Here is a 23,322-nt window from a genome sequence, read left to right as displayed (position 1 = left end):
CTGCCATTTTTTTCGCTACAGGATTCCTCTTTTGCTCTCAAAATATCTTTGCCAAGACCGAAACTATCTGGAAGGATTCCAGGGATGTTAAAACGAATGCTTTCTTTTTACATTTTGGTTTCAGGCATCGCGCTTTATGCAGAGAGCATCCAAGAGGCCGCGCTCAAAATTCCAAATCCAAGACCAAGTGGTAGCTGGGTTTCCGATGGCATTGGCTATCTGAAAGACTCAGGTGCCGACATAGAGATCGATCAAATCATCACTCAACTCGAAAGAGAAACAGGCGCGGAAATCTCCGTTGTCACCTTGCTTACGATAGGTGAGTATAATCCAAAGGAATTTGCAAATACTTTATTTAGTACTTGGGGAATTGGCAAAAGAGAAAAAGACAACGGTATCCTTCTCTTACATGTTTTAGACCAGCGGAGGGTCGAAATTGAAACTGGCTATGGAGTGGAGGGCATCCTACCTGATATTCTCTGTAAGAGAATCCTAGAAATGTTTATCATTCCAAATTTTAAAACAGGTAATTTTTCAAATGGAATCACACTCGGCTCCTATGCCCTTGCCCATGCGATCAAGCATCCCGCTTTAGATATGAATCAGAAATTGGATCTCGGACCGACAAACTTTAATTATAGTGATTTTCCGGAATCCCATTATACGGAATTAATTCCCATAGAAAAAGTAGATGAAACCCAAGCTACTCCAGGAATCTTTTTAAGGCATATACAGGATCCCAAAAACAGCTTTAAAGAATATTTCTATTTCTGGCTGGGACTCATCGTTGTTTTTTCTTGGTTTTTCATCGGCGGTGTACTTTCACTTTTGCCTTTCGGAAACCATTTTTTCTATCGCATATATTCAAATTTTGGAGGTTGGTTTTCTTGGATCGCAGGACTTGCTTCTTATTGTTATATGCTAGTTGCAGAATTTTCGGAATCAGAGACCTTCTACTCTTCGTTTAACATAATTCCGATCGGGCTCAGTTTATTTTTTACCAATCAATGGATTGGGAAATCGCTTCGGAACAAACCCAGGAAATGCCCTAATTGTCAAAAATTAATGGTTAAGCTGAATGAAAAAGAAGATGATAAACATCTCTCACCAGGAGAAGTTTCTGAAGAAAAAATCAAATCGATAGATTACGATATCTGGAAATGTCGAACCTGCGATACGATCACCAAAGAAAGATACTCGGGGAAGAGTCCCGCTTCCAAGTGTCGTAAATGCAACTTTTATACTTATAGGTGCGTTAGCACGCAGGTAAATAGAGCTGCAACGTACGATTATGAAGGAGAAGAGACTCACTTCTATGAATGCGCACACTGTCGTCTTTCCGAAGTTAAAAACGTAACGATACCTAAACTCCAGCGTTCCTCAAGTCAAAGCAGTACTTCCTGGAGTAGCTCCTCGTCTGGTGGAGGCAGCAGTTGGTCGAGCGGAGGTTCTAGTGGATCCTGGGGTGGAGGAAGCAGCGGTGGTGGCGGAGCTGGGAGTTCTTACTAAAAAACTATGTATCCGTTTTTAACATTCTTTCTCGTATTAGTAACATCAGCACTCACCGCGGAAACAATAGAGTTAAATCCTGATCGCAGTAAAATTGACATCGCAAAAAAAATCGAATATTTGATCCCCCCTCCAAAAGACTCGAATATCAATATCGTTTTAAAGGAGGGAAATTCCTGGAAGCCAAATGAAAACGGCACAGTTCACTTTCCTGATGAGAAAAACCCATTATGGTTGCGTTTTTCGGTAGATCATACGGGGAAAACACCTCACACGTATTACCTTTTGTTTTCTAGCCCTGTTATCGACAGGTTTGAAATGTATTATTTTGCGAATGGAAGATGGGTCACGCTTGCCTCAGGAGACCAAACCTTACGCCGTGAAAAGCCTCTCTACTCCCATCTCCCTGCATTTCCGATCACTCTAAATCCACAGGAGATAAGAACAATTTATATTAAAATCATCTCTGAAAATCAATATTTCTCGTTCATTTCGATTCATAATAGTAGATCTTTTCTAACCTTCTCGAAAATTAGCGACTTACTTTTTTCCGCCTACTTTGGTGCAGGTGGTCTCATGTTTCTTTATACCTTGCTTCTTGCATATACTTTGAGATACAGACAATTCTTTTTTTATTTTTTCTACCTAACATCTATCTTGCTAGTTACCTTGTTTTCGACTGGTTTCATTCAATATATTGAGATCGGAAACTCGAATGTTTGGAAAAATTACCTGTTCCCGGTAAGTATTTATTTAACGTCTATTTTTGGTCTGCTGTTTACGAAAGAGTTTTTGGAACTAGAAAAATATGGAAAGAAACATCTACGAGTGACATTATTTTTAATCGGCTTAAGTATTTTTATCTTACCGAGTATTCTGTTTCTTAACTTAAGAGCCTATATTGAATTTGCATTAACATTCGTCAGCCTACCTATATTTTGGGGAATCTACTTAGCTATATATGCAATATTTAAAAATCCAAAAAAAATCGAAAACTATTTATTCTTTTTTGCCTTTGGATCTATGTTAGCTGGAGCGGCGGTAAATCTATCGACGATACAAGGCTGGATCAAACCGTTATCGATTGCTACCTTTAGTCTTCCCTTGGGTTCTGCGATAGAAATATTTTTACTCGCTGTCGCATTGATGATAAAGGTGAGTGACTTACGAAAAGACAATGAAGAAAAACAAGAAATTGACGCCCAATTAAAAGTAGCAAAACGCCTACAAAAGGATCTTCTTCCAAAACATAGAAGTCACCTTAAAGGGTTTCCTATCGGCTTTCGATACCTTCCGACTTCCGACATCGGAGGGGACTTTGTGCATTATTTAGAAGATGAGGAGGGGTTCGGAGTTTTTTTATGTGATGTTTCTGGACACGGGATTGCAGCAGCGATGATCGCAAGCATGGCAAAAGTATCTTTGCAACTATGGGTTTCCGAACTAGACCAACCGGCAAAGGCTGCCGAAAAGATGAGACTTTCTCTACTCGAGAACCTTTCCGGACATTTCCTCAGTGCCATTTTTCTTTATATCAATCCTAAAAAGAAGATTATGAAAATTGCAAACGCTGGCCATCCGCCCTTAATTTTAATCTCTCCCTCTGGAGATACCGAACTTGTCAATTCGCAAGGCCGTGCCATAACAGAATTCATTGCGCTCAAGTTAATTGAAGTGGAACGTCCCTTGCCCGAATCCGGAAAGATTGTTCTCTATACGGACGGGGTTCTAGAAGCTAGAGATCCAAATACAGATGAACTGTTTGGGGAGGAACGTTTCTTAACCCTGATTAAAGACAACGCGGAATTAGATCCTCAATCGCTTTGTGATCGTGTCGTTGGTGAAGTCTTTCGGTTCTCGAAATACAAACGAGCAGACGATGATATCACGATCTTTTCTCTCGGTTTAAAAAGAATCACCGAATAGTAATAAATCTAAATCGATACCACTTAAGACATCTTTCTTTGATTAAAAAGGGAACGGAAAGGTAGGTAGTGCATTTTGATTGAGGATTTCGTCTTTGTTTCGATAGGCAGTACCTCGCCCTTCGGCAAGTGCAAACTTCCCTTGTGAAAAATCTTTCGGAGATAAATAAGGCGTAGAAGTTTCAAGTCTTATCAATTTTTTTCCCTTTTCGATGGCAAGAAGTGATTTCAGATCTTCAGATTCGGTCTCAATGATCTGGGCTGAGGCATCAAACGCACGTTTAATCAAATTTTGACTAAGTGGTCTATTATTATTGATTTGGTGTATGATGATCCTATCTATGCTAGGGTCTAAAATAAGTTCTTTAATCGGTTCGCCGTCACCAATACCACCATCTAAAAATTCATCATCATTTAGTTTTTGAATCTCATATAAAAAAGGGAATGCAATCGATGCCATAACAGCATCTAGCACATTCCCTTCTGTAATGAGTTCTCGCTTACTCTTCGTTAAATTTGAAACAGCTATTCCCAATCGCATCGGCAGGTCAGAAAATTTTTTATTGCCCAGATATGGATAAAGTAACTTACGGGTAGCCTTCCCAGTAAGTACGCCGCTATAACCCTTGATACCTTTTCTGATCAGTCGACCAAGCTGGGTAAAAGAATTTCCCTCCCAAAAGTCACTCTTCCGTAAACCTAATACCATCGTTTCGACTTCTGCCATATCAATTCCAGTCGCATAAAGCGCACCGATCATAGCACCCGAGCTGGAACCAGTCACTACAGACGGCTTAAAACCAATTTCATTTAGTCCCCTAACAAAACCTGTATGGGCAAAGAAACCAAAGAAAGCAGATTTGAGGCAAAGTGCTGCGTGTTTTCGAGGGAAAAATAATTCAATCATATCAAGACCTTACGATAACATGTTTTTTCTTTTTTGTATAGATTAAACTTTTTTTCTAAAAAATAATTTTCCGATTTCAAACCAAACAATGCTAACTACGGATATAAGGAAGCACATCGTAATCTGTCGGAGAGACAAGCTAGAGAAATGAAACAATCTCTGTAATGCTGGCACATACAAAGCTGAAAATAAAATCGCAAGTGTACCTATCGTTACATACGGCAAAGCATCGTTTTTAATTCTAATAGATTCAAAGATAGTCTTTGATCTACTACGGTTGACCAATATCAACAGTAAGTTAGAAAAAATTAAAGTAACAAAGGCTGCCGTATTCCCCAGATAAGAATCCACATTCGTTGATACTTCGTATATCTGAACATAAAGATAAGATGCGATGACTGCAAAAAGGGAAAAAAATCCCTGTATGACCGAAACGAGAAAAAGATTTTTATCAAGTAAGGAATCGTTTATATTCCTTGGTTTCAAATTCATAGTTCCCTCCTCAATCGGTTCTTTCTCGAATACTAAAGTGCAGGTTGGGTCAATGATCATTTCTAAAAATACGATATGAACCGCACTTAAAATGACATGAGGTAGATCAAAAAGAATAGGAAAAAAAGTAGATCCAATGATCGGTATATGCACCGCGATGATGTATCCTAATGCCTTTCTTAAATTAGTATAAATGTGGCGTCCTTCCTCCACCGCCCGGATTAAAGAAGAAAAGCTATCATCTATAAGGACTAAACTTGATGCTTCACGAGCAACGTCAGTACCCCTCCCCCCCATGGCGACTCCAATATGCGCGCGTTTTAATGCTGGCGCATCGTTAACACCATCGCCAGTCATAGCAACGATTTCACCTAAGTCTTTTAGTATTCCGACAAGTTTCCATTTCTCTTCCGGACTTACACGCGAGAACACATTGCACTGACTTATTGACTCGATATACCTTTTTTCATCCAGCTCATTTAACTCTGCACCAGTCATAACATTATCTGCACGATGTAGACCGATTTGTTTTGCGATGCTTTTTGCAGTTTCTGGATAATCACCAGTAATCATGATTACGCGTATACCAGCAGAATACGCGCTCCTCACAGCATCAGGCACTTCGTTTCTAATGGGATCCTCAAGACCAACAAGACCTAGCCATTCGTAATCACAATCCCAGGGAGAAGAAGGAATATCCCTTATGGATTTTTTGGATTTTGCAACAGCTAACATCCGATAACCACTTGCCGCCAGTTTTGAAGTCTTTTCTAGTAACAAATTTTGCTGATCTAATGAGAGTTTGCATAACTTCATAATGGTCTCGGGAGCACCTTTCGTGGCAACCACCAGATCCTCTTCTTTTCTCCATACTTGTGTAAGAGCCAAAATTTTACTTGTGATAGGAAATTCTTTTATCAAAGTAAATTGACTCAGATGGCAATAGTTTTCCTGATTTGATTTCGCTAATAAATCAAAGAAGGCTTTGTCCATCGGATCAAAAGCCTGCTGTTTGCTTGCCAGAAGCCCGTATTTTAATAAATCTTTTTCACCTTGATTTTCAAGTATACTAGTGTTACCTGAGAGTTTAGTTTCATTACCACCAGAAATTAAACATTTGATCGTCATTTTATTTTGGGTGATGGTTCCCGTTTTATCTGTACATAATACTGTCGCAGCGCCCAAAGTTTCAATAATCGATGTTTTACGAGCCAAGACATTTTTTTTACTAAGCCGATAGGCACCGAAGGCAAAAAAAATAGTTAGTACTAATGGCAATTCCTCAGGAAGTATGCCGATTGCAAGTGTGAGTCCTGAAAGAAGCCCTCCGAGCCAATCACCTTTTGTGATACCTAAAAAAATGACGAGTCCTATGCAGATAAAAACAGCAAAGATAAAGATCCAACGCACCAAAACTTCTACATCTTTTTCTAATAATGTTTTCTCTTGTTTTTCAAAAGAAATCGTTTGTCCGATTTTGCCTATTTTAGTTTGGTTCCCAATCAGTAGAACTTTACAGATCGCCTGACCGGCAGTGACTAGTGAGCCACAAAAGACTTCACCAGAATTAGACTTAAGGGTAGGTATCGATTCTCCCGTAAGTAAAGATTCATCCAGCATGACGTGATCTGTGGCAAGAATGATCGCATCTGCAGGGATACGGTCGCCTTCGTTGATAATGATCATATCTCCAGGCAAAATCTCTCTGCCGTCTACCTTGCGCACAATGCCATCCCGAATGACATTTGTTCTGGGACTAGCCATCGTTTTTAATGCAGAAATAGCAGAATCAGTTTTTCCTTCCTGGTAGATTGTGATTACAATGATTAAAATAACTGATGCAGAAAGGAGGATGGCTTCGCTCGTATCGCCAAGAAATTGATAAATGATTCCTATGGAGATCAATAAAAAAATCATCGGCTCGGCGATTACGCTAATCAAACGTTGGAGGAAAGTCCGTTCCGTTTTTCCTAAAATTTCATTCCATCCATGTATCTTTCTTAGCCTCGGTATCTCCTCCGATGCTAATCCAAGGTAAGACTGAGTATCATTATTAATTAGGTTCATGTGGTTCAAAGTTATGCTTTTATCAAAAAACATCTATCCAATGTGGATATTAAAAATCATTGAAAAATCGGAAAAATGTTTCCTCTCGCCCAATTACATCAGGCGGGCGGAGAATTTATCTTCCATTTTTTCCTCATTTACCAATTCTCCGAAGGTTAATACGTTTGTTGGACATAAGGAAACGCAGGCAGAACATCTAACACATTGTACACTATCCATAGGGATACCTTTATTTGCATAACCCATGACATCAATTCCCTGATGGCAATTTTGCGTACATATATTACACGAAATACATTTCTTCTTATCTGAGAAAATTCTAAATCTCGAAAACTTGGCATAGATATGCATTAAACTTGCCAATGGACAAAACATTCGACACCAAATTCTTCCAGAAAATAGAAAATAAAACCCAACCCCAATAACACCAGCTAACCCAATATCCACAACTAAGTCATAAATCCATTTTACAGAATCCGCAGAAGATTCGAATCCCGAGAGAAAAAGGAACTGGCTTTTGCCATATACTCCGACTAATTTTAAAATGGTGAGAACGGAAGCCAAAAGCAAAATCCATTGCCCAGAATGTTCTAAAGCGTAAGCCCACTTCCCATGAGGCATTTTTGCCCGATGTTCATCACCTAACGTTTCTGCCAATCCCCCACAGGAGCAAATCCAACCGCAATAAGCACCTTTACCATAACGCCAAACGAGAACTGGAATGACAAAAAAGGTAACTGTCATCCCATAATAAAACCAAAATTTTGTAATCCCTCCGTCATAGAGAACGCCCATATTCAATGGCCAGGCAAGAATGAATCCGTATGCCTTCCAATATGCACCATTAGGAAATACTTCTGTTAGGAGAAATCCATCTGCTTCCCCGAGCATTTTTAAATCTCCAAGGAGTGGTAAAATAATTTCAGGCAGAAGGAATAGAAAAAACATCTGAATCGTGATTAAGGTGAGCGTCTGCCACTTTATATACTGGGTAGGTCTTGCTGCCATTCTACGGATGCCGAAAACCAGAATGGTTAGAGAGTATAACAGAGTATAATGAAAGGAGGGCAATTTTCCAAATAAATAGAAATTAGAATAAGTGGCAGAGAAATACACGGAAATAAAGTAAATACTTGCCATTGTAAGGTAGACATTGCGAATACGATTCCAACCTTTCGGTATCGAAAAGCCTGATTGCAGCACAAATAAATAAAGCCAACTAATTCCGGTAAGTATAAATATAAAAGCGCCAGCAGACGCAACATAAGAATACCAAAATGACCCATAAACGGCAGCCTTTCCAAAATATGCCGCCGTCGAAAAGGAGAGTAAGGAAGTAAATCCTACCCAATCTCTGATGGATTTTGTATTCTGAATTTGAATGCCTAGCTTTTGTAAAAAGGAAATTGGAGGTTTAGTCCCAGTTAAGACTAATACAAAATCACTTTTGATTTTTTTTGTTGATATGGCATCCGAAACAAAAACCGTATCTTCCGTAATTTCCGAGATATTTGAAGATGTCAGGAGTTGAATTTTACCTGAGTTTACTAATTTTTCGAAGCGAGATATGTTTTCTTGTTTTGGTCGGTTTAAATTTTTCCCGCGATAAACCAGGGTTACATTTTTTGCAAATCGTGACGTTGCGATCGCTGCCTCCACTGCTGAATCTCCTCCTCCGACGATGATTACGTGCTTCTCTTTCGCATCCATAGGATCGATCAGCCGGTAAAAAACATGGCTCAAGGACTCCCCCTTGACATCTAATTTATTAAAATCTCCAGTTTTTCCAATGGCAATGACAACGTAATTTGTTTGATACGTTTCACCTTTTTCCGTTTGAATAGAAAAAGTTTTTTGGGCATTGTTTCGATTCACTGCGATGACTCGGTTATTTTCTAAGAGAGATAGTTTTCCCCTTACAACAACTGACTCCAAATCACGAAGAAGCGATTCCTTGGTACCATCCTGAATTTTGATTTCTATATCGGGCGCCATGTCTTGTGGTTCCGCAAAAATGGGTTTTCCTTTAGGATAACTTTTGATTGTCTGAAAGACAGAATTTGATTCGAGGAGTAAATATTTTTTCCCCATACGAGATGCCTGCAAGGCACAAGCAACACCGCTCGGACCTGCTCCAATGATGACCACATCTAACAAGCCATTATGTAAGTCAGGCATTTCTTCCAAAACTTTTTTACCACTGGCAACGGCCAGTTTTAGCAAAGGAACACCTGTTAGATCACCTATAATGAACAAACCTTCGATATTCGTATGAAAATTAGCGGAAACAACAGGATAATTTTCTACGCCTCCTTGCGGGGCATTTCCTTGTAACCATTTAAAATATCGATTTATGACACCAAACATATGATATACATTATTAGAATTGAGGAAAATGAAAAGTGTTAAATCTCTTTTTTGGGAAGGAGGACAGTGATTTTTGTCCCTTCGTCTCGCTTGCTTTCAATGAAAATTTCGGAATTTTGGATATGGACCAATTCAAAACTCACCAAAAGCCCGATACCAGTACCTCTTTCTCCCAATGTACCAAAATCCGATTTGATACTCATACCTTGCCGAATCATACTTAGTTTCTCTTCACTAATCCCGATTCCATTATCGCTAACTTCTAGTTCTATAAAATCACCAATATCTTTCGAGGTTACATGAACTTCGCCTGAAATTTTAGAGAATTTGAGTGCGTTGGAGAAAAGATTTCGTAGGACTGTTGCCATCATCCTTTCATCTACAAATACCCAGTGGCTTTCACTGATCTCAATCTTCCATTTCAAATCTTTATCTCTCGATTGAATTTGAAATAGATCCAAAGTATCCCTAACGAGTTTAAGCAATTGATTTATATCGGGTTGAAATTGAAGACGATTGGTGTCTTTTTTTACCCATTCCAGTAAATTTTCCAACACAACATAGCACTGATTAGCATTCTTTTGCAATTCAAGAAGCCCATAACGCATCTCTTCCTCGCTTAACTTCGCTTTTGAATCGAGCAAGATCCCCAAAAATGTGCCCATGCTACCAATAGGACCCTTTAGGTCATGCGCCAAAATCGAAAAAATTCGATCTTTATAGAGATTGGTTTTTTGCATTTCGATTTGGTTTCTATTGGTGTTTCTTAAAAAATAGAAGAGAATGATCGCCATGATCGAAAAACAAATGCTGATGGATATTAACTGAAAATTTTTTCTAACCTCTGCATCATAAAAGGGACTATCAGGTGTTAGAAAGGGAGGCTTGTGAAAATAGGCTATATAGAAAAAGAGCAAAATGTTAAATACAAAGTAACTTAAGATTTTATATTTATCTTTATAAGATAGAGTCAAAAAAGGCAGCATCGAGAATAATAAGAAAAAATAATGGGCTCCGAGAAGATTTCCGTAGAAGAGAGCCGTGGTAATTAAAACAACGACCGGTATACAAAATAGCAATAGGTAACGAGCCAGCTTATACTGTTTTTTGAAATTTAAATAGAGAGTGAATCCGATCGCAATCCCAAAAGGAGTATTGACTAGAGGGATCAGACCTTTACCAATCGTATCGTAATTAAAAAATAAAATACTAAAACTAAGATTTGAGATTACTCCCAAAATGGCTGCAATGTTTGCCAATTGGAGTCGTAAAGATTGGTCCAAATCCATATTCGGAGTGACACCAGCATAAATCAATTTCCGAAATGAGGTGGTTCGTAAAATGGGAAGGATCACTGGTAACTTAAGGAAACTTAATCCATTTCGTGCGGCATGGCTTGATGTGCACTGTGTTCAAATTCCGACATCCTTTGTTTGGTGATTCCAATGATATTATGTGTGATTTTTAGCTGGTCACCTAGGTAATCGGGTGCGAGCCTAAGCTCTACAACTCGATACCATGTTTCCTTGGGAGGTACTGTGAAAGCATGATTGACGCATAAGCACTTAAATTTAAAACCAAAGCTATGTTCCACTGGCTGTGCTTGGTGGGGAGCAGCAAAAAAATAAACGGGGGAATCAGTTTCATTTTTCATCACCAGCAAAAATTGTTTTTTGGATCCTGGTTTCAAAACAAGCATGCTTTCAGGAATCTCTTTCCCAAAGGGGGCCGTTTTACCGGAAGCTACAGATCCTGTCGTCCATAGCGCCAAGGACTGCGATCCCGATGGTTCTCTGATTTCCATTTTTAACGGAATTTGAGTGTATTCCCAATTGATTTGAATCGAAACCTTATCTGCCTTAGTTGGATTTACCAAGGCATTTTTTGAATAAGCTTCTGTTAGTGGCCGTTTATCATCCCCTCCACATGACTGAAGAAGGGATGACAAGCAAATAATAGCCGTAATCCAAGGAAACAATCTTAGCTTCAAATCCATCAAGGGGACTCTATTCCAGACTCAACTCTAAAGTTGAAAAATCAAGATTTTGGGTTTTTTTAGCGTTAGTTAAATAGAATTTTTTACCTTTGATTTGCAGAGTAACAAACTCCTGAAAGATTTTTTCGGTGTTATTTGGATCAGGATTCTTTACTAGGTTACAATCTCTACCACATCCATTACAATCTCCACCACCATAATCTAGAAAGTTTGTAAAAGTCTGTTTACGTAAAAAACCAAAGATACGAAGGTCAATTTTACCAGCACCTGCTTCTTTGACTTCATAATTTCCCATGCCGTAAAATCTGTTAGAGCTCTCCTCACCGACATCGTAGTTCGTCCGTGCCGTCGAACCTTCTAGAAAGAAAGTTCCGTCAGAACGCAAACGAATCGTCCAATCAGATGAGGTTGGTGCTTCCAAGTTTTCTTCTACTTCTACAACTTCCGCTCCTGCAGGTGCATCGGTGACTTCTCCTTCTGTAGCAGCAGGAGCAGCCTCCATTCCCGTCAAACCACGGTTTAATACGCGTCGGAGAGATGCCTTTGTAAATGCTTCAAAATTTTTCGATGCCGTGTCTTTGGATTTTGGTAATGTGTCTACAGCAAGCCAACCGCTGCTATTTCCAAATCTAAGTTCTGACAAAACAAAACCCTTTTCGGTGAGTCCAGGATAAAGTGAGTCAACGGTAAGTGTAAGTTTTTTACCTTCGAAAGCTTTTGGCAGAACTACTTCCTGGCTTCCCATGGTATCTTCAATCGTTACCTTTTCTGAATAACCATTATCACCAGTTAAAGTAAATTCCTTAAGTCGGCCATTCTTGATACAATGAACATCAGATCTTTGGTATCCGTTCCATATTTTTAATTTATTGATGTCTTGTTCGTCTTCAAAATCAAATGTGAAAGAAACACCTTGCCCACCTTTGATGGAAGCATAAGCATTTTCATATTTTGAATCAAATAGATTCATCACAGAGTAACTTGCTTCAGGACTTGCAGTCTCTGATGCCGTAACCTTTGCATTTATGATTTCAGGTGTATAGGTACGATAAGCCTTTTTGGCTTCATCGTAAAACTTAACAGATTTAAGACAAATGTCTTGGTTTCTTTGGAAGTTGAGCGTAACGGAACGAGCTTGGACAATGGGGTCAAAGGTTACTTCTGAATTTGATTTTTCAATATCGGTGCTGCCATAAACTTCATCAAAATTTACATACGCAGCAATCCGGTCTTTAAAATTACCTGAACAGGTCTGGATCGATACTTTACTGAGAGAAAATGCTTCATCTGCATAAAAATGCAATTTCACAAATTCGGCGCCTGGTTCCGCCTTCCATTCTTTTCCATCTAACACTAAAAAAGGCAATCCGTTTTCCATCGAAGTGGACGTTACCATGGAAAAGTGAAGTTTTTTACCGCAATTGATGGAGAAAAGGAGGAGACAGAGAAGAAATGAAAAAGTGATCTTGTGTCGGTTCATACGATTTCCTTTAAGAATGTCAGAGAATCAAAACAAATCAAAAGCAAAATGACAAGAAAATTTTTACTTTCGGCTTGTTTCCCGTAGGACACGTGCCCAAGTCTTTTCGTCTAAAGACCCAACAATCCACCTACCATTGACCCAGAAAGTGGGGATGGAACCAACCCCAAGGCGCGATGCTTCCTCGTAATCGTCTAGAACGATTTTAAAATATTTCCTATCCAGCTTTTTCGGATCGCAATCCAAACCAGCTTCTGTTTTCAAGTTTTCCAGATGGTTTACATTTTTATAAATATCAATCGTATGACGGACATAATGTGAGGAATCATTTTCCCAAAGGCATCTGGCAAAAGCAAGTGGGAGCAGGCCTTCATCTGATTCTGAATCAAGAGGAAAGTCTTTATGGTAATACAAAACTTGACCTTTATAGCTTTCTAACATTTTCCTGGTATGAGGATGAGTTTGTTTACAAAATGTGCAATGATAGTCGCTCCACTCGACGATGGTCCATTTGGCAGGAGATTTTCCAACAGTAGGTGTTAGATTTAATTTTATTTTTGAAAGGATGTTTTGTTCTGGAGAGGCGGAATGCTCCTTCCAGGTAATGTTTGCTTCACTTAGCATACGGCTCCAAGCCAAGCGGATACGAATAGATTCTCTTTTTTTATCAATGGCATCCGTATCAAATTCACCCATGGAAGCCGACTTTCGTTCCAAGGCGGAGTAACGGCTGATCTCGGGATCTGTCACTTCCTGGCGGACTAATTTTTTCCATTCCTCGAGAGTCACTTGTTTTTCCATCGCCCTGTTTCGCAGTTTCGTCATATTTTTGTCAGACGACAAGACCTGCTTGATCGCCTCCTCTGACGGCAGGTAGTCAGGTAAAAATTTTGGTGCCTGGGTTTCTCTTTCGCATGAGAGGAGAAATAGGAAAAATAAAACAAATTTCACAAGTGAACCATCTGCCTCTCATTTTTTTAAATCAAGATTTTTATCGACGAAGAGAAGATTTTATGATTCGATCAAGTCGGATCATAAGAAGGTGGTATCTTACATGTCTCGTTTTATCTTACTTTTCACGCTCATTCTCTATTCCGTGGGGTCGTTATTCTCAGAGGAAAATTCAGTGGCTGCAGTAAAGGCCACTTCTGGTTATTATATCGTTACGTATAAAAACTCCGGTGTGAATCTGGAGATCTTCGTGAATGGATACGCAGTAAAAGAAGGCGGGTCTACAGAAGATTCATCTGGTCAGGCAGATGTTAATTATTGGATCATCCCGGGCAAAAATACACTTTCTTATCGTTTAACAGAAAGAAGGCTAACCGGAAAAAAGAAGGAAACACCCTTCCCTCCAGAAGCAGAAATCAATCTGACCATTGGCCAGCAAGGTCAATTTCCAGATGAAGGAGAGCGCCTATTTTCTTATACATGGCAGCAACAAAAAGAATCTATTGGGGAATGGGTACATCTTTCTTTCGATCCCCCCTTCCTACCTCCTTCAAAACTTTGGTCGGTTGCCCAAACAATCGAATGGTCACCAGAACTCGAATCCGCGGCCATCACTCACCTCGAGGCACTCACAAAAGCCTTAAATTCGAAAGACCCAAACAAAGTTTTACCGTTTCTTTCTTTTCGAGAAAAAGATACAGCAGAAGCAAGATACTATCCTGCTGATCCTGCCAGTGAGAAAAAAGCACTATCATCAATGATGAAATCTATTGGACCAACTTGGAAACTTAGTAAAAACAAAATGAAAGTTACACTGTTATGCGGAAATAAGATCGTTACGCTCACAGATGCCAAGGGCAATTCCCTATTGAATGCAAAAAAAGATGCATCCATACCGATCTATTTAAGCCTTATCGATGGGAAATGGGTCATCACACGTTAGAATATAAATTATAACATCGATGAAATGTGATATTTGTTTGAAGAACTTTCCGAAGTTGGAATTGATTGCCGCAAGCGGGATTCAAAATGAAATGGAAGAACTGATTCAAATATCACATCCAACATGGAATGACAAAAGCAAAATTTGCAAAGACGATTTCGATCAATTCCGAATCAAATACATTACACACATCATCAAAAAAGAAAAAGGTAGTATAGAAAAACTAGAAGAATCTGTCATTCATAGCATCAAAGAGAATGAACTATTAACATTTGATACAAATTTTAAAATCGTATCGCCGACTGTAGGTGAAAAAATTTCTGATGGAGTGGCAGCCTTTGGTGGCAGTTGGAAATTTATTTCCATTTTCTTTATCCTTCTTTTCCTTTGGATTTTCGCAAACAGTGTATTGCTTTTTTCTTATCAGTATGATCCCTATCCCTTCATCTTGTTAAACTTGATTCTTTCTTGCATAGCAGCTATCCAAGCTCCCATCATTATGATGAGTCAAAACCGCCAGGAAGCAAAAGATAGAACTCGAGCTGAAAATGATTATAAAATCAATTTAAAATCCGAAATTGAAATTCGCACCTTACACGAAAAGGTTGACCATCTGTTGCTTGATCAGTGGTCGAAGATGATGGAAATCCAGGAAATACAAATCGAAATTTTAGAAGACATTCGAAGAAAACTAAAAAACTAAAAAGTAGAGTTCTCTCAGATTTAATTTTTTTCGATACTCCTTTCCGAATTCTTGAATTGATTTGGCAATTTAGAGAGCATTCATTTTCTATGACATCAAGTCCAATCTCATTGGATGTTTAGAGGAAAATCCAGAGTAATGAAATTTCGTTTTCCAATTTTTATCATCGATGAAGACTTCCGTTCCGAAAATACGAGTGGTCTTGGGATCCGCGCTCTGGCAAAGAGCATTGAAGACGAAGGCATGGAAGTTCTCGGAGTGACGAGCTATGGAGATTTAAGCTCTTTTGCCCAACAACAAAGCCGTGCCTCGGCTTTCATACTTTCTATTGATGATGAAGAATTTTCAAGTCCGAGCGATGCCATTTCTGCTTTGGAAAACTTAAGAGCCTTCGTTGAAGAGATTCGATTTCGAAATAATAATATCCCTTTGTTTCTTTATGGGGAAACAAGAACCGTTCGTCATATCTCAAATGACATCCTAAAAGAGCTACACGGCTTCATTCATATGTTTGAAGACACCCCAGAGTTCGTAGCAAGACATATCATCCGAGAAGCAAAAACCTACCTAAAAGGGCTCATGCCTCCCTTCTTCAAGGCACTGACTGACTATGCACAAGATGGATCCTATTCTTGGCACTGTCCGGGCCACTCGGGTGGAGTTGCATTTTTAAAAAGTCCCGTCGGACATATGTTCCATCAATTTTTTGGCGAAAATATGTTGCGCGCTGACGTTTGTAACTCCGTGGACGAACTTGGTCAATTGCTCGATCATAATGGCCCTGTAGCAGCAAGCGAGCATAATGCGGCACGAATCTTTCATGCTGACCACTTATTTTTTGTTACCAATGGAACCTCTACTTCTAACAAAATGGTTTGGCACGCAACGGTCGCACCCGGAGATATCGTTGTCGTCGACAGGAACTGCCACAAATCCATATTACACGCGATTACCATGACCGGTGCCATTCCCGTTTTTCTAATGCCTACAAGAAATCACTACGGCATCATAGGTCCTATCCCGCTTGCAGAATTCCAACCAGATGAAATTCGTAGAAAGATCGCTTCTAACCCGATCGCCAAACAAGCGTTTGAAAAAAATCCGTCTTCCAAAATCAGAATCCTAACCATCACACAATCAACGTATGACGGTGTTTTGTACAATGTAGATATGATTAAAGAAATCCTAGGTGATGCAATAGACACTCTCCATTTTGATGAGGCTTGGCTTCCTCACGCATCCTTCCATCCTTTCTATAAATACATGCATGCGATCGGTCCGGATCGTCCTAGATCTGAAAATTCGCTCGTATTCTCGACCCAATCCACGCATAAATTGTTAGCAGGGCTCTCACAGGCCTCACAAATTTTAGTACAAGATTCTAAAACCAGAAAATTGGACCGTCATAGATTTAATGAAGCATATCATATGCATTCCTCAACTAGCCCTCAGTATGCGATCATCGCTTCCTGTGACGTGGCTGCATCCATGATGGAGCCACCTGGTGGCACTGCACTCGTGGAAGAATCGATTGCGGAAGCATTGGATTTTCGCCGCGCGATGAGAAAAGTAGATGAAGAGTTTGGCGACTCTTGGTGGTTTAAAGTTTGGGGGCCAGATTTCCTTGTCGAGGAAGGAATCGGAGACAGGGACAATTGGATGATTCATGCGGATGATACTTGGCATGGTTTTGGAAAACTGGCACAGGGCTTCAATATGCTCGATCCGATCAAAGCAACCATCATCACTCCAGGGCTCGACATGGACGGGAAGTTTTCTGAAAACGGAATTCCTGCCATTATCGTAACGAAGTACCTCTCTGAGCATGGGATCATTGTAGAAAAAACAGGCCTATATTCTTTTTTCATTATGTTTACGATCGGAATCACAAAAGGGCGTTGGAATACGCTAGTAACCGAGTTACAACAGTTAAAAGATGATTACGATGCCAATAAACCCGTCTGGAGAGTGATGCCAAAATTCGTGGCAAAATTTCCAAAATATGAGCGCATAGGACTGAAAGATTTAAGCGATCAAATCCATGAAATATATAAGGCCAATGATATTGCCCGCCTAACGACCGAAATGTATCTTTCAAATATGGTCCCTGCTATGCCGCCTGCAGATGCTTACGCAAAAATGGCACACAGACAGATCGAACGAGTGGCCATTGATGATTTGGAAGGAAGGATTACAAGTATCCTACTCACTCCCTATCCACCAGGCATCCCCCTTCTGATCCCTGGTGAATGTTTCAATGAAACGATCGTTCGGTATTTAAAATTTGCCCGCGATTTTAATAGCAAGTTCCCAGGTTTTGAAACAGATATTCATGGACTCATACAAGAGGTCGATGAGTCGGGGATTCTTCGTTATTACGTTGATTGCGTCCAACCTATTTAAAATATTTATCTTGCGAGAATGCTCAGGTAGAGTTTTTTGCCAGTAGAGGCGCAAAACATGGACAAAGAAAGAATTAAGATATCTGGATTTAACAATTTAACCAAGGTTCTTAGTTTTAATCTTTATGACTTTTGCATTACACTCGATGACGATCAAAAATCTCGGTATGTAAGCTACATCCATGATAAATACAATGCCAGTAAGATCACGGAGATCTCCACTAACATTGTAAAAATGATAGATGCCAATATTTTGGCTGTGTCCTCTCAGGATTATGATCCTGTTGGTGCCTCTTCTATGGTACTTATGAGCGATATAAAGGGAGGTGGATCGCATCTTCCATCTGCCCAAGTAAGTATGCACCTTGATAAATCTCATATCACTGTTCATACCTACCCCGATGCTGCAGATCCAGACGGCATTTGTTCTTTTCGAGTAGACATTGACATTTCTACTTGTGGTGAGATCATTCCGCTCGATGCCATGAATTATTTATTTGAAGCATTCGAATGCGACGTGGTTTATATTGACTATGTGGTTCGAGGCTATACCAGACTGGCAGATGGCAAAAAAATCTACAACGACCATCATTTTAATTCCATTCTTGACTTTATCAAACCAGAAATTAAAAGAAATTATACATACCTTTCTGATGTCAACATGCCACAAGATAATACTTGGCAAACAAAGATGATGATCAAGGAAATTGGCGCAGAAAACTATCTCTTAAGTGCTGATGATATTTCGCATCCTGAAGTTCCTGAAAAGATGAGATTACTTCGAGAAGAAATGAAAGAAGTATATCATATGATCCATTAAGGTTTTATGTATTTCGCATAACCAAATTCTATTTCTTTGATCAAATAATTCAAATAGGACATCATGTCGGGATCATTTTTGTAAACGGAGGCTTCTTTTCGAAAATGTTCAGCAAGTTTGTCTCTAAAAAGTAGTGTTTTTAAGTCACTTTTGCTAACGATGAATTCGCGAGACCTTCCTTTCATCTGAATCTCCTCCGGCACTTTGATACTAATGGCCAGTTGAAGGACAGCATATTCAATCTCAGCGATTAATTTCGCATCCTCTTTTTTACGATCTGCGGGAGGTAACAAATTCCGTATCTCATCAATATTCTCTTCGATCGTATACTTCAATTTTTTTGGATCATAAACTTTTTCGAATATATTATTAAATTTTTTAGGGAACAAGACAGTCTCTGCAGCTCGAACAATCGTTAGCATTTGCTCAGAAAGCCCAGAGCTTACCTGTTTTTTATTCGTGATTTTCTCTGGTTTCGGGCTTTCCATTTTTTTGGAAAAATAAGAGAGTGCAAACCCTGCAAGTATACTCGCGAATACACCACCAACTAACATATCTAATTGGTTTGTAGCTAGAGATACGATCGTAGATACCACTGATCCTATCAGAGCGGTGATGATTAATGTTGGGAAGTGAAACGTATTTTGTAACTCCTCCACATCAACTTGTGATTTTCGTTTATTAGAACCTTCAGATTCACGTGTATCAGACTCAGTCGTTTTCGGGATAGATTCTGAGAGCAAATCCAGTTGAGAGTCGTTTTTCGAAACCAGTCCCTTTCGGATCCACTCGAGATACTTTAGCTCCTCAATATACTTTGGATCCTTCGCCGATAATGCATTCGTATTTTCTATTACATCTCTAAGATATCTTTGGTCGACAGAATAACAAATGAGTTTACCGGTTTCGTCTTTTACAGGATATACGCCAAGCGATGAGGAAAGATCATCCACAAGTCGATTGATCAGAATATTGGAATCGGTACTAGAAACAGAAAACAACGGACTCAATTCTAAATCAATATCCACAGGAGTTAGAACCAGATTGCGCATGGTATTTTCCAAAACCTTTTCTTTCACTTTTTTAAAGGTATCTGTGTATTTTTCCTCGTGAATATCTCTTCCTTTTTTCTGAATTTCAGCAAGTAACTTCTCCAGGTTTGCGGCAGACTCCATACAAATTTGTTTATGCAATAAATTCTGGTTCGTACTCTTTTCTTCAAAAGAAAAATCTTTGATGAGAGTGATAAACTCATAGGCGATTTTCCATCCACCACCAATGATCGCCTGACGAGAGTCAGGTAATCTAGATTCTAAATCTTCTAGGCTGTCTAAAAATCGGAATTGCTGACTCTCTTTGGCTAGTTTCTTAAGGTATTGAAAAACGTACGTGGCGAGTGCATCCAATTGAACAGATACGTGTTTCAATAAAATCTCGACAAAGCCCGACTCCGAAATCACGATATGATAATTTGGATTCACTTCAAATAACAACTGCTTACTCATGCCAAAAGTGACCGCATCCAGGATAAAATCGGAGATGAGTATAGGAGTATAAGGAGAAAATCCTTTTTCAGTAATCAATCGGATATCGGTTTCGAATGAAAATCGATTTGGTGAAAAAATTAAATTTCCCTTCTCGTCGCGCTCAAGCAGTACCTTCCCCGGTTTCATTTCTGGCGTAATGGGGTCTTGTTTGGAGAGGTTTTTAAGGACTATGAGCAATATTTCTTCCGAATATTTAAAACAGGCCCTGCGGTAGGGAACCATATCTATTTTATCTTTTGTTTGCGGAGCCACCATGACGATGCGGATCGAAATGCCACTTTCAATCCTCAGTAAAAACGGATAAAAATAAACAGACCTTGATTGGAATTGATTGGAAGCATCTGATAATTCTAGAAGCGCCTCATTCACTGCGGCCGTCGTTTTGTGATTTTCCGTCAACTGGACTTCTTTTTGGAGCACCTCTGCAATTTTATCCACAGTCAGGAGCAGAGAGGGTGCAATTTCGGAACTACCATGCATTTCCAATCTACGATGCCTGACTCGTAATTCTTCTAGGATTGCTTGTGACGTTTGCGTAAAGCGACCTTGATTTTTAGGCAGGTCCAAGAATAGAGTTGTAGGTTCGAGACGTATTTCCTCTTGAGATACCGGGTTCTCCATTTCAAAAGAAAAAGGATCTAAAGGATTTTCATTACTTTCTGGCATGGGTTTTTATACTAAGTATTTCTGACAGGTTTCCGTCTTTCGGAAAACGATATTTCCCCTGACAAATTCAATTATTTGTAATGGCCGTTCTAGAATTTTTGAATGTGCAGGAGAGACGATTCAATAAATTTCAGACTATTTTTTATCTTCAAATTATTTATTGAATCCTTTCCTTTCAACGTCAAATTAGACCGAGTTTGGGAAAAATAGAAAATGGAAAAGAATACACGAGCTTTGGATCACATAGCTGACAAGGAGCAGAAACTCCATGTTATTGCGAAATATTTACTAGAAAGAGAATTGAAAATAGAAACTGCCTCGGGGGACCAAGCCTGCTTTATCCGTGATGTGATAAAAGGGACAGATCATATTTTGGTTGAGTCTTTTTACGCATCCGAACTAAAACCCGGAAGCCAAATTCGCATTTTTACCGTCTTAACGCGCTATCTAGAATTGCGTTGCCAAGTGCTAAAGCTTGTCGAGGGCAGTCGGGTAGAATTGAAAGTAGAAAAGATTTCCATCGCCAAAAAAGAGCGAGTGAGTCCGCGATATACTGTTGTTGATGATGGATTTGTGAAGATCAGCAATATCGTGAGTTCGAAAACCATCATCGAAGCAAGTATGTTCAACATTCCAACACTTGTACGTGTTAGCTTTGAAGAATACCAAAGAAAATTATCTCAAGATTTTGGTGGAAATAATTTTGTCTCTGTTTCGACGTTTGGAAGCAATCTCGAACACGAGTTTGATGTGATCAAAAGAACCATGAAACCTATTTTCATAGAGGATTGTTATGCGGAGGCTTCTTATGACACTGACGATGAGGCATTTTTAAATTATTCCGAAGATGTCGATGACCACTTAGCCACCGTAATCAAAAAGTACAAAGACAAACAAATCCTCTCCTCTCTCTTACTTCCCATAATCTATGTCAATGAACTAGATGAAGCGATCCCGATCGGCTATGTTTCCATACTGATGAAGGAGTCTCGTCTCACAAAAGAGCGAGTGCTCGAAATCATGTCGCAGACCAATCAAATGGTCGACCGCATCAAAGACGCAAACCTGATGACAACAGATGAAAAATTTCCTGTCCTGGATGTATCTTCAACGGGGCTTAAAATTAAAGTGAACCATCCCAATCTATCTCAGACGCTACCGAAACAAAAAGGATTCGTGTTTGATTTGTTTTTTAAAATGCAGGCTCCTTTTCGCTTTTCCGTAAAAGTTGCTTGGACTAAAAAAACGGAGGAAGGTGATGTCCTTCTAGGTCTTGAATTTATCGGAAAAGGTCGAACCGCTGCCGATCGACAGAGGTTCGAGGAAAATGTAGATGTCGTTAGACAACTGGGACTGAGTGCTGCGTAACTGGATAGTCCGTATAACCTTTAGCGTCTGGAGTATAAAGGGTAGTTTGGTCTACTGGCGCCAAAGGTAACCCCTTCTCCAGTTTGGTCACGAGGTCAGGATTTGAGAGGAACGGTTTGCCAAATGCGATGAGATCTGCCGCACCAGAATCCAAATCTGCCTCGGCACGAGCCCTGTCATAGCCGCCACTTAAGATGAGAGTTCTTTTGAAAGCTTCTCTGATCTTTTTCACAGTGGCTGGCTCTACTTTAGGCGCTCCCATCGAAGAATGATCCACTAAGTGGATGTAAACGATACCAATCTCATTTAACTTTTCTGCAAGTAATCCATATTCCTCATGAGTGTCTTCATGCGGTCCAAGATCATTAAAAGCACCGTAAGGCGATAAACGAATGCCCACTTTATCCTTTCCAATCGCCGAAGCGACAGCAGCGGCAGTATCAGTCACAAATTTAATTCTTTTTTCGATGCTTCCACCGTATTCATCCGTGCGCTTGTTTGAGGAAGGATGAAGAAACTGTTCCATCAAATATCCATTCGCTGCGTGAAGCTCCACACCATCAAATCCGGCTTCTATTGCATTTTTAGATGCTTGGACATATTCATCACGAGCCGCAAGTATTTCTGCTGTGGTCATTTCCTTCGGAGTGGGATGGTCCTTCATTCCTTCCTTGTCTGTCCACATCTGTCCTTTGGCGAGTACTGCCGAAGGAGCAAGTATGACACCACCTAGTGGTAAATTGGCAGGGTGTCCGATGCGACCCGTATGCATCAATTGTATAAATATTTTACTACCCTTTGCGTGAACACGATCTGTCACTTTTTTCCAACCGGCAATCTGTTCTTTTGAAAAAATACCTGGGATTCTCGCATAACCAAGACCATTTGGGGAAGGCGATGTTCCCTCTGTGATGATCAGTCCCGCTTCCGATCTTTGCTCATAATACTCTGCGACGAGATCGCCTGGAATATTTCCTATCGATCTCGATCTGGTCATAGGCGCCATCACGACCTTATTTTTTAACTTGATTTGTCCTAATGTTACTTCCGTAAACAGTTTACTCACTTCATATACTCCCGAATTCTATCTGAGTTTTAGACGGAGAACTTTTGCCCTTGGAAGCATTTTAATTCGATATTAAACTATTTTACATTGTATCGATCAAATTTCTCGCTAGC

General features: G+C 39.7%; 16 protein-coding genes. 7 read left to right on the top strand and 9 right to left on the bottom strand.

Features of this window, described 5'->3' with window-relative positions; translation table 11 throughout:
- The first annotated feature begins 96 nt into the window (after positions 1–96).
- Both EHQ58_RS10885 and EHQ58_RS10880 read left to right on the top strand, forming a co-directional pair.
- Positions 97–1,509, top strand: a complete 1,413-nt coding sequence (locus EHQ58_RS10885; protein ID WP_135623921.1) for a TPM domain-containing protein — start codon at positions 97–99, stop codon at positions 1,507–1,509.
- A gap of 6 nt (positions 1,510–1,515) precedes the next feature.
- Complete coding sequence (locus EHQ58_RS10880) at positions 1,516–3,435, top strand: SpoIIE family protein phosphatase (RefSeq protein ID WP_135623920.1); 1,920 nt, start codon at positions 1,516–1,518, stop codon at positions 3,433–3,435.
- Positions 3,436–3,477: 42 nt separating this feature from the next.
- Here the strand turns inward: EHQ58_RS10880 and EHQ58_RS10875 are convergent, their stop codons facing one another.
- From EHQ58_RS10875 to EHQ58_RS10845, 7 genes are all read right to left on the bottom strand, one after another.
- Positions 3,478–4,341: a patatin-like phospholipase family protein gene (locus EHQ58_RS10875; RefSeq protein ID WP_135623919.1), complete on the bottom strand. Its 864-nt coding sequence runs from the start codon at positions 4,339–4,341 to the stop codon at positions 3,478–3,480.
- A gap of 42 nt (positions 4,342–4,383) precedes the next feature.
- Complete coding sequence (locus EHQ58_RS10870; protein ID WP_135623918.1) at positions 4,384–6,900, bottom strand: cation-translocating P-type ATPase; 2,517 nt, start codon at positions 6,898–6,900, stop codon at positions 4,384–4,386.
- 93 nt (positions 6,901–6,993) lie between these two features.
- Positions 6,994–9,267, bottom strand: a complete 2,274-nt coding sequence (locus tag EHQ58_RS10865) for an NAD(P)-binding domain-containing protein (RefSeq protein WP_135623917.1) — start codon at positions 9,265–9,267, stop codon at positions 6,994–6,996.
- 38 nt (positions 9,268–9,305) lie between these two features.
- Positions 9,306–10,622, bottom strand: coding sequence for a sensor histidine kinase (locus EHQ58_RS10860; protein ID WP_135623916.1), 1,317 nt, complete (start codon positions 10,620–10,622; stop codon positions 9,306–9,308).
- A gap of 17 nt (positions 10,623–10,639) precedes the next feature.
- On the bottom strand, positions 10,640–11,263 hold the full coding sequence (gene lsa20, locus EHQ58_RS10855) for an LIC11469 family lipoprotein adhesin Lsa20 (protein WP_246047323.1): 624 nt from the start codon (positions 11,261–11,263) through the stop codon (positions 10,640–10,642).
- A gap of 10 nt (positions 11,264–11,273) precedes the next feature.
- The gene (locus EHQ58_RS10850; protein ID WP_210412807.1) at positions 11,274–12,743 is read right to left on the bottom strand and encodes an NADase-type glycan-binding domain-containing protein; all 1,470 of its coding nucleotides are present in this window, start codon (positions 12,741–12,743) and stop codon (positions 11,274–11,276) included.
- A 63-nt stretch (positions 12,744–12,806) separates the two neighbouring features.
- A complete protein-coding gene (locus tag EHQ58_RS10845; RefSeq protein ID WP_135623915.1) occupies positions 12,807–13,694 on the bottom strand; it encodes a DsbA family protein in 888 nt (295 codons plus the stop codon).
- 103 nt (positions 13,695–13,797) lie between these two features.
- Between EHQ58_RS10845 and EHQ58_RS10840 the strand changes: the two genes are divergently transcribed.
- The 4 genes from EHQ58_RS10840 to speD all read left to right on the top strand — a co-directional run bounded on the left by EHQ58_RS10840 (position 13,798) and on the right by speD (position 18,562).
- Positions 13,798–14,637 (top strand): hypothetical protein, encoded by an 840-nt coding sequence (locus tag EHQ58_RS10840; protein WP_135623914.1) that lies wholly within the window; start codon positions 13,798–13,800, stop codon positions 14,635–14,637.
- Positions 14,638–14,656: 19 nt separating this feature from the next.
- A complete protein-coding gene (locus EHQ58_RS10835) occupies positions 14,657–15,340 on the top strand; it encodes a DUF1003 domain-containing protein (RefSeq protein ID WP_135623913.1) in 684 nt (227 codons plus the stop codon).
- Between the two features lie 138 nt (positions 15,341–15,478).
- A complete protein-coding gene (locus tag EHQ58_RS10830; protein ID WP_135623912.1) occupies positions 15,479–17,743 on the top strand; it encodes an arginine/lysine/ornithine decarboxylase in 2,265 nt (754 codons plus the stop codon).
- Between the two features lie 57 nt (positions 17,744–17,800).
- Positions 17,801–18,562 (top strand): adenosylmethionine decarboxylase, encoded by a 762-nt coding sequence (speD, locus tag EHQ58_RS10825; RefSeq protein ID WP_135623911.1) that lies wholly within the window; start codon positions 17,801–17,803, stop codon positions 18,560–18,562.
- On the opposite strand, the gene EHQ58_RS10820 is transcribed toward speD, so the two are convergent.
- Positions 18,559–20,775: a hypothetical protein gene (locus EHQ58_RS10820; protein ID WP_135623910.1), complete on the bottom strand. Its 2,217-nt coding sequence runs from the start codon at positions 20,773–20,775 to the stop codon at positions 18,559–18,561. The genes speD and EHQ58_RS10820 overlap by 4 nt on opposite strands.
- Positions 20,776–20,988: 213 nt before the next feature.
- Here EHQ58_RS10820 and EHQ58_RS10815 point away from each other — a divergent pair, with 213 nt between their 5' ends.
- Entirely contained in the window at positions 20,989–22,143 is a 1,155-nt protein-coding gene (locus tag EHQ58_RS10815; protein ID WP_135623909.1) for a DUF1577 domain-containing protein, read from the top strand.
- On the opposite strand, the gene EHQ58_RS10810 is transcribed toward EHQ58_RS10815, so the two are convergent.
- The gene (locus EHQ58_RS10810) at positions 22,115–23,209 is read right to left on the bottom strand and encodes an alkene reductase (RefSeq protein WP_135623908.1); all 1,095 of its coding nucleotides are present in this window, start codon (positions 23,207–23,209) and stop codon (positions 22,115–22,117) included. The two genes, EHQ58_RS10815 and EHQ58_RS10810, sit on opposite strands and share 29 nt — an antisense overlap.
- Between the last annotated feature and the right edge of the window lie 113 nt (positions 23,210–23,322).

It is taken from the genome of Leptospira ognonensis (assembly GCF_004770745.1).
GTDB classification, from domain to species: Bacteria; Spirochaetota; Leptospiria; order Leptospirales; family Leptospiraceae; genus Leptospira_A; species Leptospira_A ognonensis.
The sequence above is the reverse complement of the archived record's forward strand: the minus strand, read 5'-3'. Positions and strand labels throughout refer to the sequence as shown.